Annotated in this window: 9 protein-coding genes; 1 reads left to right on the top strand and 8 read right to left on the bottom strand. The window is 69.9% G+C overall.

Going from position 1 to position 12,353, the window contains the following annotated elements; all coding sequences use genetic code 11:
• Window positions 1-46: 46 nt before the first annotated feature.
• The 5 genes from OCT49_RS03195 to OCT49_RS03215 all read right to left on the bottom strand — a co-directional run bounded on the left by OCT49_RS03195 (window position 47) and on the right by OCT49_RS03215 (window position 7,947).
• On the bottom strand, window positions 47-1,141 hold the full coding sequence (locus OCT49_RS03195; RefSeq protein WP_283850376.1) for a baeRF3 domain-containing protein: 1,095 nt from the start codon (window positions 1,139-1,141) through the stop codon (window positions 47-49).
• A gap of 489 nt (window positions 1,142-1,630) precedes the next feature.
• Window positions 1,631-2,782 (bottom strand): hypothetical protein, encoded by a 1,152-nt coding sequence (locus tag OCT49_RS03200; RefSeq protein ID WP_283850377.1) that lies wholly within the window; start codon window positions 2,780-2,782, stop codon window positions 1,631-1,633.
• Complete coding sequence (locus OCT49_RS03205) at window positions 2,779-4,041, bottom strand: hypothetical protein (protein WP_283850378.1); 1,263 nt, start codon at window positions 4,039-4,041, stop codon at window positions 2,779-2,781. Before OCT49_RS03205 ends, OCT49_RS03200 begins: the two co-directional genes overlap by 4 nt.
• Window positions 4,042-4,196: 155 nt before the next feature.
• On the bottom strand, window positions 4,197-5,228 hold the full coding sequence (locus OCT49_RS03210) for an SMI1/KNR4 family protein (protein WP_283850379.1): 1,032 nt from the start codon (window positions 5,226-5,228) through the stop codon (window positions 4,197-4,199).
• A 451-nt stretch (window positions 5,229-5,679) separates the two neighbouring features.
• Window positions 5,680-7,947 carry a serine/threonine-protein kinase gene (locus tag OCT49_RS03215; RefSeq protein ID WP_283850380.1) on the bottom strand — a complete coding sequence of 756 codons (2,268 nt, stop codon included), beginning with the start codon at window positions 7,945-7,947 and terminating at the stop codon, window positions 5,680-5,682.
• Window positions 7,948-8,402: 455 nt separating this feature from the next.
• On the opposite strand from OCT49_RS03215, the gene OCT49_RS03220 reads away from it, so the two are divergent.
• Complete coding sequence (locus tag OCT49_RS03220; RefSeq protein WP_283850381.1) at window positions 8,403-8,807, top strand: hypothetical protein; 405 nt, start codon at window positions 8,403-8,405, stop codon at window positions 8,805-8,807.
• Between the two features lie 91 nt (window positions 8,808-8,898).
• On the opposite strand, the gene OCT49_RS03225 is transcribed toward OCT49_RS03220, so the two are convergent.
• The 3 genes from OCT49_RS03225 to OCT49_RS03235 form a co-directional block, all read right to left on the bottom strand.
• Entirely contained in the window at window positions 8,899-9,690 is a 792-nt protein-coding gene (locus tag OCT49_RS03225; RefSeq protein WP_283850382.1) for an SDR family NAD(P)-dependent oxidoreductase, read from the bottom strand.
• Between the two features lie 271 nt (window positions 9,691-9,961).
• Window positions 9,962-10,732 (bottom strand): alpha-ketoglutarate-dependent dioxygenase AlkB family protein, encoded by a 771-nt coding sequence (locus tag OCT49_RS03230; protein WP_283850383.1) that lies wholly within the window; start codon window positions 10,730-10,732, stop codon window positions 9,962-9,964.
• Window positions 10,716-11,945 (bottom strand): hypothetical protein, encoded by a 1,230-nt coding sequence (locus OCT49_RS03235; protein ID WP_283850384.1) that lies wholly within the window; start codon window positions 11,943-11,945, stop codon window positions 10,716-10,718. Before OCT49_RS03235 ends, OCT49_RS03230 begins: the two co-directional genes overlap by 17 nt.
• Between the last annotated feature and the right edge of the window lie 408 nt (window positions 11,946-12,353).

Below are 12,353 nucleotides of genomic sequence, written 5' to 3' on the forward strand. Positions count from 1 at the left end.
GGCGTCCGGATCCCCGGGCGCCGCAGGACGCCCGGGGCGGGCGTGCTCAGTAACGCAGGACGGCGGCGATCCGCCCCTCGTCGGCAAGGGTGTCGGTGGGGACGAACCTGACTTCGGCCCCGGTGTCCAGGGCACGTTCGACGATCTCGTCGACCATGTCGTCGCGGGCGCCCGGTTCGCCGGGGCCGGCCGGTTCCAGGTGGCCGCCCTCCTCGCGCACGACCGTCCGGTAGTCGTCCTCGACCGCGACCAGGCGGGCCCGGCCCTCCTTCGCGGCCGGCCACACCTCGTCGATGCCGCCCGCGAACTCCCGTCTGCCGCGCGCCTCGTCCAGTTCCGTGACGACGGCGGAGACGGCGGCCGCCTCCCGGGCGGTGCGCGAGGGTTCGACGGCCCGGTGCACCGCGGTGGCCGGACCGTCGGCCAGCCCGCCGTGCTCCACCATGACCGTCTCCGGGGCCGGCGGGCCGAGTTCCTCCAGCAGGGCCAGGGCCTCGGTGGAGCCGAGGACGTACAGCGGGCGGGGTTCGGCGGCCAGGACGGCACGCAGCTTCTCGTACGCCTCGCGCAGGAACTGCCGGGTGGCCTCGTCCCGGAAGGTGCTGGGCAGGTCGCCGATGCGTTCCTTCCGCTCGGCGTCCGGGTCCTCCAGGCTGCGGGTCAGCGGAAAGCCGTCGCGTTCGGCCTCGACCACGCGTTCGGGATCGCCGCTCCACAGCGAAACCCGGTCGGCGGCCACGGCCAGCACCCAGTACGGCCGCTCCGCGGCGGCGGCCGCGACCAGATTGCGGGTGAGGAAGGTGTCCGAGAGAACCACCCGTTCCGGAACGGCCCGGGGCAGCGACCACACCTGGTGCTCGCCCTGCGCCGCGTGGATCACCAGGCCGTCCTCCGCGTGCACGAGGTCGACCTCGGCGGCGGCCCGTCCCAGCTCGTCCAGGATGTCGACCCGTCGCTCGCGCGGCACGTCGGGGTCCTGGGTGAGCGCCTTCTCCGCCTCGGTGAGGAGGTTGCGCAGCCGCACCTGGTCCTGGGCGTTGTCGGGTTCGCGGCGGTGCGTCGGCATCACGAGCGAGACGGCCGGGTACGGACGGGGCCGGCGGAGTTCCGCGAGCACCTCACCACTGAGCACGGGGTTCATGGAAAAGCCTTCCTGCTGGTTCGGTGGGAACCGTCGGTACGGGCCCGAGGTCCTGCTCCGCGCCGCTCCCTCCCGGGCCCCGCTCCGGGGTGCCGCTCGGATGCTCGAATGCGGGGCCGCCGCTTCCCTCCGTCGCCCCGGCCTCCGCCCGGAATCGACCAGGTGCGGTCCTCGACGGCGTCGCGGACGAGCATGGCGGCTCGTGCGGCGGTCGCCTCCCGGCCCCGGCCGAACCCGCCCCGTCCACGGCGAGGATCCCGGCGCCCGCCCGCCACGGCAGGGCGTCGGCGGTGGTCCCGCGACCGTACGTGCGGCGACGCCGGTTCCGGGGGCGTGATGCCGTTGCCGCTGCCCCGCCACTGACGTCGGGTGGTACCGACGTTACCCCCGGCCTCCGGGGCGTGCACTCGGAGGCCGGCCGCCGACATCCCCGGCTCCGTGAGCGCGGCGCTCACGGAGCCGGTGCGCGGCTCCTCGCCCGGAACGGTCTCAGGGGACGGCCGGGGCCGAGCAGCCACGGGCCTTCGCCGAGCGCTCGGCGAAGACCTTCAGCACGGCGCGTTCGTACGCGAGGTCCGCCTCACCGGCCGGGGGGCCGACGCGCTCCCCCCTCTCGTATCTCTCATACACGGGGTGCAGGGTGAACAGGGCCCGGCCGTCCGCGCACCTGGCCGTGGTCCAGCTCATCCGGCCCTCCCCGTCCCGGTGGTGCGCGGGGGTGTCGTCGTCCGGTGTGCCCTCCTTGCCGCGGCGCAGCCGGTCCGCCTCGTAGCCGTACAACTTCTCCTGTGCGTAGGGGCCGTAGTCCGCTTCCAGCGAGTAGCGTGCCGTGCCGTCGGCGTCACCGAGCAGACACATCTCGTGCGGCGCCCCTCCGCGCGCGGTCTCGGTGGCGGTCGTCACGCCGCGTGCGGCGGAAATGCCGGAGCAGGTCCCGTCGGCCGTGCCGATCGGCTCGTACTCGTTCTCGTGCACCGGCAGACCGAGGCTGCCGACGGGTTTCCCGAGTCCGGCCCCGCAGTTCCGGGCCTTCGAGACCCTGGCCGCGGTGGAGGTGGCGATCCTGGTGAACTCCGGTCGTGCGGCCGGGTCGTCCGGGGACTTGCCGAGGGTGGTCCTGACAGTGACGAACAGGCTGTCGACGCCGTTCCTCCCGGTGCATTGGAGGACCAGGAGCGTGGTCGCCTTCCCGTTCCCGTCGGCCCTGAAGGCGTTCCTCGTTCCGGAGTCGTCCGGGATCGCGCCGAAGAGTCCCGTCCAGCCGTGGCCGACCGGTACGGCGAGCTCGCTCGACGTACTCCGGTAGTAGAAGTGTTCCAGCCTCCGTCCGACGCGAGTGGTGTCGAGGACACTGATCTCGGCGGCTCCGCCGCCCTGGACGCGCACCTCGCAGCCCATCAGGTCCGTACCGCTCACCTCGGCGGCTCTCCTGTCCAGGTCGTGGATCGCGTCCTCGACCTCGACGGTTCCCGGCCCGAGGACATCGCGCACCGTGTTCCGGTCGAGCAGGCCGTCGCAGGCTCCGTCGAGCGCCGCCTCGTCGCTCCAGCGCTGGAAGTCGCCGTGCACCAGGAGGTACCCGGCGACGACGACGGCCGTCGCGACCACGGCCGCGACCACGCGCAGGAGGATCCTCCTCACCTCCATCCCTCCGCCTCCGAGAGGATCTCGGTGTCGTGGCACCGCTGTTGTCCCGGCCAGCCGTCGGGATCGGCGAGATAACTGTCCATCAGCTTGCGGACATCCTTGGAGAACCTGGTGCGTTCGGCCTCGTCGAGCAGTGTGCGCGAGTTGGTTTCGGGGTCCTTCGTACGGACGGTGACCCGGTGGTAAGTGGTGCCCGCGGCGCACTGCGACCGTGCCCACAGGGCGAGTTCGTGCGGCGCCGACTCGGGGATGTACCTCGTCCGTTCCTTGCCAGGGGAATTGAAGCTGTCACCTGTGCGGTCGTACTGCTCGTCGACGACATCTCCGATCGGCCCGGCCCAGCTCGCCGCCGAGACTTCCGCCACCGCGTCGTCGGACAGTTCCGGATCGGTGGCCATCCGGTCCTCGCGGTCCAGGACGGCGGCGTGGCAGACGCTCAGCAGCCGGGAGTCCTGCAGATCACCACTGACCGTCCACTTGCCGGGGAAGCCCGCCCGCCCGCCGAGCCCCCGGCACTTCTTCACGCCCCGCCCCGGCTCGTCGATCCTCTCGATCCTCGTCCCGGTCCCGTCCGTGTCCTCGGCGAAACGGACCTCATGGGTGTCGATGATCCGTGTGGGCATCTTCAGCGGGGAGCCACCGCACTTCCGAGCGGCGGTGATCCCGTTGGCGACCCGGACGGCGGTACGGAAATCGGCGAGGTACTCGGCCGGCTCGCCCTTGTCGGGCCCGGCCAGGTCGACGTCGGCCGTCACGTACATCCCGGACACCTCGCGGAACCGCCCCTCCAGCCCGCCGGGGCACTCGGCGACCACCCAGGTCCGCCCGCGCGAGTCCGTCCTGCCGGTGACTCCGGGCGCCTCGTGCCCCTCGTCTTCACCGCCGGGCAGGATGTCCTCGGCCCGCACCGTCATCGGCATCCGGGAGACGAGCGCGACGGCCCGCACCCGCACCGACCCGTGCCCCGGCCAGGTGACGGAGCAGTTCACCAGGGAGCGGCTCTCCTCACCGGGATCGAGCACGGTGCCGTACTGGTTCACCTCACCGGCGACCTCGTCGGGCACGCGGTCCCGCAGCTCCTCGTACGGCAGCAGTCCCGTACAGGCACGCTTCAACTGCGCCCGGTTCGCCGCCGCATGCCCGCCGCCGTCCGCCCGGTCGACGCCGAGGAAGAACACCGCCCCGGCGACCACCGCCACGACCGGCACCCCTACGAACAGCGGCTTGCGTAACCACAACGGCACCCGGTCCACGGAGCCCCCTCACCGATGGATCAAAACCTGGAACGTATCAGAACCCCGGCTCCCCGCCCCGTGGGCGCCCCGGGCCCGACCGGGCCCGACCGGGCGCTCCCGGCGGCGGCTGCCGAACCCGGCGGCCCCCTCCTCCGGTCCGGTGGCGAGTGCGGCTACCGGTCGTCCACCGTGGCGGCGAGCTCGTCGAGCAGGGTGGCGACGGCGGCATCGGTCATCCGGTAGCCGTCGGCGGTCTCGGCGATGCGCCCCGAGGCGACACGGGATTCCCACCAGTCCTCGAGGAAGCCGGGGGCGTACCCGCCGGTTCTGAACCCGTAGGGCTCGGCCACGAGGGCAAAAACGATCATGAGTTCGTAATCCGGTACCGCGTAGGAACGCTCGTGTCCCGCGGGCGCCTTCAGGTACCGGTCGAGGGATTCGACCCGGTTGAAACCGGTGAACAGCCAGAACAGGTAGTCGTACATCAGCGTGGAGCGCGCGTCGGCGTGCAGCGCGAAGAACCCCTTGTCGTGCACGACGGCCTCCGCGAGGGCCCGCATCCGCCGGTCCGCGTCGGGCAGAACGTCGGCGACCTCCCGGAAGGCACGCACCAGCACCGGGGAGAAACTCCCGTCGCGCACCGTTTCCAGGGCGTCGATCCGGTCCTGTTCCGAGGTGTCGTAGACGGACTCGTCGACCAGGCCCCTGACGAAGGCCTCGAAGCTCTCCGCGACCGGGGTGATCGCGAAGTCGTCCTCCTGGTCGACGTGCACCACGGCCGGTTCGCCGTGTCTGCCGCACGCGCGGTAGTCGAGGGCGAGCATGTCGTGGCCGGCCGACGGAGTGTCGGCGAAGTAGACCCCGATGTCCGGGTACTCCCACATCTCGATCCAGAACCGGCTGCCGAACTCGCCGGCGAGCGACTGCGACCTGGTCCGTCCCACGCCCTTGATGCCGTTGATCACGATGTGGTCGTCGGCCCAGGAGGTCGGCTCGGTCATGGGGAAGTGGTCCCGGCTCGGAACGCCGCCGTTGTGCGCGGTCATCAGCGCGATGTAGGAGCCGGGCAGCCGGTACCCGCCGAGTTCCTCCTCCACCGACGCGATCAACTCCCGCGTGGGCGGGGCCTCCTCCACGTACTCCCTCAGCGCGTACGCCGAGTCGTCCCAGAACCCGGCCGTGTCGAAGCCCTCGAAATGTTCCACTGCGCCCTCCCTGGCCGCTCGCCCGGCGAGCGTACGTTCCGCGACCGGACCCGATCGGCCGTGCCGCCCTCCCCCGGTCACCGTGCTGAAACCGCCGGACCCTGCCGGATCCCGCCGGACCCCGTCGAGTTCCGCCGGATTCCGCCGGTGGCCGGGCCCGGACCGGTCATGCCCCCATGATGACGACCACCACTGACAAACGGGGGGTTGGACCTTCCGGGACCGTCGCGGAATCCGTCCCTCCGGCAGGGACCCGAGCCGAGCCGAACCGAACCGAGCCGTGCCGCGCCCGGTCCAGGGCGGCGGGACCTCCCACCGGATCTGCCGGAGTCGCCGGGGCCGTACGGGGGCGATGCGGGCCGCTGTCCGGTCCTTCCGAGCCTCCCAGTCTTCCGGCTCTTCCGGCCTTCCGGTTCCTCCGGTCCTGGCGGGCGGCGGGGCCGGGCCCGGATCAGCTCTGCTTCGGCGGCTCCTGCCCGTCGAAGGCGAAAAGCGTGTTCTTGGCCGCGGCCACGATCACCGCACCCCCCGCAACGGTCACGCGCGGGCTTGCGCCGATCTCGCCCGTCAGGCCATCGGCCTGCGGGTCCGTCGTCCACAGGGTCTTGCCGTCGCGCGACGACAACGCGACCACCCGGCCGGTGGCCGAGCTGAAGTACAGCGCGTCGCCGCCCGCGGCAGGACCCGACGCCCCCTCCACGCTGGTCTGCCGCGACCACTTCTCCCGGCCGGTCGCCGGGGCGAGCGCCGTGATGCGACCGGTCTGCCCGCTCACGTAGAGGGTGCCGTTCACCATGCCGGGCGTCCCCTCGTACGTCTTGGCCAGTCGGGAGTACGTGACCTTCCGCGAGACCGGGTCGACCCGCGCCACCCCGTCGTAACCGGTCAGCGCCGGTCCCTCCGTGTGCATCTGGAGGAGTACGAGCCTCCCGTCGGCGACGCCCATCGGCACGGCGGGGCCGTCGACCGCGATGGGCCTGCCCAGCGCCCCCGAGGCGCGGTCGACCGGGTACAGGACGGGGTGGCGCACCTCCACGGCGTCCATCTCCGCCTTCGGCGCGCACATCGCGAAGAGCCGCGAACCCGCCGGGACGGGGGCGCACTGCGTGTCCGCGGGGAACGGCGTCGTCCAGGCGATCTCACCGCTGTGCGCGTCCCGGGACTCCAATTGGGAGTCGAAGGCGTCGACCATCACGACGGCGGAGCCGAGCACCAGGGCGTCCTGGCTCCGGCCGGTGACGGCCTGCGACTGGGCGCCGGACGGTGCGGACCACAGCTCCCGGCCACTGTCCGCGTCGAGGGCCACCACCTCGCTGGGAGGGTCCTGCGGGAAGTTCTCGGCAGCGAAGCGGTAGCCGAGCACCGTGTCGTCGGTGGCGCCCACGAGGTGTACGCCCCGGACGGGGACGCCCGGGCTCTTCACCGTCCACTCCGGCGAGCCGTCCGTGACCTTGATACGGGTCGCGACAACGCTGCCGCCCCCGCAGAACAGCGCGTCGCCCCGCGCGACACAGCGCAGCTCGTCGGGGATTTCCGGACGGCCGCCCCGTACGGTCGTGTGCCACGGCTCGAAGCCGACCGGAAGCGCGGCACCCGGCGTGACGATGCTGTCACCGCTGCCGCCGCCGTTCCCCCCGGTGCCGGCCACCTTCAGCACGGCCACGCCCCCACCGATCGCCGCCACCGCGACCGCGGCGGCGAGCACGGCCCGCCGGCGCCCCGGACGGCGCCCGGCGGAGGTGCCGGTGGTTCCCGTGTCGGCGGTTCCCGTACCGGTGCTTCCCGTGTCGGGACCGGCCGGGGCGACGACCGGGACGGCCGGCGCCGGGGTGGCCCGCGCCGCGAAGTCGTGCTCGGTGACCACGTCGCGGGTGCGGCCCGCATCGGCCCCGCCCGCGTCGGTCCCCCCGAGGTCGGCCGGCAGGTCCCGCAGCAGCACGAGGAGTTCGTCCGCCGAGGGACGCTTGTCGGGCTCCTTGTCCAGGCACAGTTCGGCGACCGCGCGCAGCGCCGCCGGTACGGCGTCCAGCGACGGCTCCTCGTTCAGCACCTGGTACGCCGTCATGTAGGGGCTGTCCGCGTCGAAGGGGCCGCGGCCGGTCGCCGAGTACACCAGCAGTGTCCCCAGCGAGAAGACGTCGGACCGCGGTCCCACACGGCGCGGCGCCTGCAACTGCTCCGGTGACATGAAGGGCGGCGTGCCGATGACCCGCCCGGTCATCGTCAGCGTCTCCTGGTCCGCGGCACGCGAGATGCCGAAGTCGATGACGCGCGGGCCCTCGGGCGAGAGCACGACGTTCGAGGGCTTCAGGTCACGGTGGACGACCCCCACCCGGTGGATGTCGCGCAGCGCCTCGGCCAGCCCGATGGCGAGCCGCCTCAGCTCCGCTCCGTCCAGTGGGCCCTTCGTGGTGATGTGCTGGGTGAGCGTGGGCCCCTCGATGTAGGCCGTCGCCATCCACGGCTGCTCGGCCTCGGGGTCGGCGTCGACCACGGCGGCGGTGAACGCGCCGCTCACCCGCCGCGCCGCCGCCACCTCCTGCCGGAAGCGGATGCGGAACTCGTCGTCCCCCGCGAACTGCTGGTGGATCAGCTTGATCGCGACGGGCCGCCCCGAACTCGTACGGGCCAGGAAGACCGTGCCCATGCCACCCGAGCCGAGCCGAGCCTCAAGCGGGTAGCCGCCGATCTCGGTCGGATCACCTCCGCGCAGCGACACTCTTCCCGACCTCCCATCTCCCGTGCATTTCTGTCGCCACGGGCCTGCGTATCTTTTCTGCACACAAACTAGCCGCAGGGCAGTGGGGCAGGGCAAAGCGGGTGAGGCCGACGCCGGAGCCGCCCCCACCGGCGTCCGGACCCGCCCGGTGGGCGGCAGCGGCTTCTCGTCCACGGGATCTCACCGGGTGGCCACTCTCGTCGGCGCCCGGCACACCCGAAAGGGGCACGACCGATCGCCGAACTGCCCGTCACGACGGCACGTCCCCGTGCTCTTCGTCGGGCTCGTCCGGCTCCGCGAAGAGCACGAAGGGCCGACGGCCGGGACCGTCCGGGTTTCCTCCCCGGGCCACGCCGCCCGAGGCGCACACGGGCATCCCCCGGCCTTCGCGGCTGCTGTCAGTGACCTCTGTCAGGATGCCCCGGTCAACAATGCCCCCTGCCCGGAAGGCCGCCATGAGCTGGGACGTGCTCCTCCTCCGCCTGCCCGACGACATCACGTCGGTGCAGGGGATCCCCGCCGATCACACCCCGGCCCCGCTCGGCCGACGGCACGACGTACTCGCGACTGTCGCCCGGGCCGTTCCCGAAGCCGACCTCTCGGACCCCGGCTGGGGCGTCCTTTCCGGCCCCACGTGGTCGATCGAACTCAACATCGGTTCGAAGGACCCGGTGGACTCGATCATGCTCCACATCCGGGGCTCCGGCGACGACGTGTTGGCACCCGTCTTCCGGCTGGCCGAGTCCCTGCGGTGCGGGGTGCTCGACTGCACCGACGGAGAGCTGCTCGCTCCGGGGCGGTCGTCGGGCCGGCACGCCTTTCAGCAGTTCCGCGACCGGGTCGTCGGACCGGCTCAGTGATGCCCCCGTAGCGGCGGCACTCGCACACGGGCGCCGGCGGCGCTCGTACGTGGGGCCCGGTGGCATCCGGCCGCCCCGGGCCCCTGCCCGCTCAGATGGCCAGAATGCCGCCGTCCACCGCCACATGACTGCCGGTGGCGAACGAGGAGCGGTCGCTCAGCAGCCACAGGGCCGCTTCCGCCACCTCTCGCGGCTCGGCCATCCGCTTCTGGATCTGGCGTGCGACGAACGCCTCCTCCAGAGCCGGTTCGACCGTCACCGCCGCATTGATCATTTCCGTCCGGGTGGTGCCCACGATCAAGGAGTTGACGCGGATGCCCGACGCCCCGTATTCAGCGGCCGCGGCCTTCGTCAGGCCCAGGACTGCGTGCTTCGCCGCCACGTAGGGGGAGGGTGCGCCGGTGGCGATGAGACCTGCCGAACTGGCGGTGTTGACGATCGCCCCGTGACCGGCTTCCAGCATGACGGGGATCTGACGGCGCAGGCAGTTCCATGTGCCGCGTACGTTGACATCCATGACGCGGTCAAAATCCTCTTCCGGCAGCTCGTGCGACCGGCCGAAGGTGGAACCGGCGTAACCGGCGTTGTTGAAGGCGCCGTCGAGGCGGCCGAAGCGTTCGACGGTCGTTGCGACGGCGCGCTCGACGTCGTCGACCAGTGCCACGTCGCCGACGCTGCACGCCGCCCGCCCACCGGATGCCTCGATCTCATGGACGAGGTCCTTGAGCCGGTCCTCGCGGCGGGCCATGAGGACGACGGCCGCGCCTTCGGAGGCGAAGAGCCGCGCCGCGGCCTCGCCTATGCCGCTCGACGCTCCGGTGATCATCACGGTCTTGCCGGTCAGCAGACCGGTGCTGTGTGCTGGGGCTGTTCGATCGTTCATGACGCGAGTAAACCTGAAGTGTCGTTCCGTCACACGGATTTTGCTGCACGAGTGTTCACCGAGCCGGGCCACGACCACGACACGTTCGGTCGAGGGTGCCTCCGCCCTGGGCTGCCCCAACTGACCTGCTGTGTCTACTGCTTGAGGCACCGACGAACCACATGACGAGGACTCCGCCCCCTGGCTCCGGCCACCTGCCTCTGCGCATTGCTCTTCACTGATGGATCGTCAGGATGACGCCGTAGAAGCCCATGAGGCGATGATCCCCCACCTACGCGGGCGGCATCAGATCGCTCTCACTGATGGTGTAGACCAGCGAGGGGTAGCGGAAGTCCGTCTCATTGTTCTCACGGCGCCGCAGTTGGTAGAACTCGCGCCTCTGCTCATCGTCGGCCGCCATGAGACGCGAACCCTGCGGGAGGTATGCGTGCCCGTCGCGAAACCGGACGAGAGTCTTTGAGGTCCGGAAAGTCACGCCCAACCATTGGTTCTCCGTCGCCCGGGCAGCCGCTTCCAACACAATCTTATGCTTGAGCCGCCGATTCGTGTCGAGGGAGAAGGCGACAAAACTGTTGTAAACAAGGGGAATCTCGAACTTCTCATCTTCGGATTCCTTTGATTCGAAGATCAGCTTCCTCGACAGGCCGACTCCAGGATGTTGATAGCAGGAGAAGATGGCAATAAACGATCCGTCGACCAGATCGAGCGCTTGGTCGGAATGACTGCCCATGGTTGCGTAGACATTCGTGTAGCTCTCGACGAGAGCGTTGTTGAAGCCGACCGGAAACGCCGCACGTTCCTGGATCTGCTGCGCCAGCCGTTCGTGCACCGCCCGGAAACGCTGCGTTGGGCTGCCGTATCGAGTGGTGGTACGGACGAGCGGCACACCACCCGCCTCGTCGATCTTGGCAAGCACGGCGCCTCGCCGACCCTTTCCCACGTCTTCCAGACGAGCCGACGCGGACAGCTCCGCGAAAAGGTTCTCCTCGGTCGACAAAGCGCAGGAAAGGATCTCGTCCGAGATCCTAGATCCGAGGGGCAACGTAGTCTCCCGTGTTCATGCTGAAGAGAAATTTTTCGCCGTAATCGATGAAGGACGAGGTCCTGTTCTCCTCGGCGTACAGCCTGCGCAGATCATCCATGCCGGCTGGTGTGGGCGCCTCGAGCTCCACCAGACCTCCGGCCCTCTTGAGGAACGTCCGGCCGTTCTTGTGAACGGCTTCGGTGTTCGAACAGCGCACCACGTATCCCAGACGGGTCGGGAGCAACTCGGCGTCCAACGTCGACGGCCGGATCTCGTGCGTGTACAGGCGGTTGGTGGACAGCGGCATGAAGAACACGGAGCCGGGATAGAGAGTCAGGGCGAACTTCGACGGGAGCGCGCCCCCGCCGTATTCCTCCGCTGGCTCCTTGAGGCGAAATTGGAGTCTGGTCAGCCCGCTGGTCCGCTTCACACCGTAGTCGAAGGCGTCTTCGGCCAGGGGTTGCAGATTTTCGAGCCGGTCATAGAAAGTACAGAAGGCCATGATCCCATTGACGGGCATGTCCTTGGTCTTGTCGGCATGGGCCGAGATCCTGGCCTTGGACTGCTTGCGCTCGGTCGTGGCAAAGGTGTTGTGATAGGTCTGGGCAAGAACGTGATTCAGCGGTGCATGGTTCCGGAAGACGGTGGCGGCCTCGCGGTTCAATGCCTCGACGATGCGCGTGTCGGTCGGGCGAAAGCTCTCGGTCGGCCCCGAGAGATTCGTGGAGCACCGGAGCAGGCGGAAATGCAGTTCGTCACCACTTTGCGTGACGGGCGTCAGATAGATGCCGCTGCGATGCGCCGTCCCGGGCTTGGTGGATTCCGTCAGGGACTGGAAAGCGTGCTCAGCACGGATCCGTCCGAAGTGATCGTCATCGGGCCCGAAGAACCGGCGGTAGTACACGCCGACGCCGTGTACGCGTACGGGAACCCGGCCGAGATCGACGAGGGTCCAAGGGTTGCCGACCCCCTCGTGGTAGCCGTGCGAAAGCTCCCGGACCACGTATACCCGGGCGGCATCGCGCAATTGGCGGTCACTGATCCCGGATATGTCACCGCACAGATAGACGGACTTCTGCGCGAGGCCGGACGAACCGAAGGCAAGTTCCTCCGGCGTGATCGTGGACCCGAAGAAGTCCCTGCCCAGTTCATCATCCTGCAACGACGAAGGCGCGACCAGGACGTTGTCCGCATCCTCGATACAGGATTCCGCCAGCTCTGTTGTGTCCATCGAACAGCCCTCGCAGTTCACAGATCTTGATGAATTACCCAAACCTTGGACATGGCAATGGTCCGCACTCTTTCATTCGCGGTGCGAGGCACGAACGAAAGGGGACGGACCACCGAGAACCTCGATGCTCTCACGGGGCTCGACCACGGGCAACGAGGTTCTGCCGTGGTCCGGTTGCCGAATCCCGGTGATCACCCACTCCGCCGACCGGTGTGCCCTGGACTGGCTGCTACCGGAGCACCACTGGTGGGTCTGGTCACAGCGCCACCGTCCTGACACCCGGGCTGGCACAGCACACTCCCAGTTTCCTGGCCCGCCTCGACCCGGTGAACGCTCTCGGCCACGGCACCGGACGTTTTTCGTTCGAGTCATCAGGTGTGACTGGGAGGGGTGCAGTCAGGCGCTTGA

Source organism: Streptomyces sp. ML-6, from assembly GCF_030116705.1.
Lineage (GTDB): Bacteria > Actinomycetota > Actinomycetes > Streptomycetales > Streptomycetaceae > Streptomyces.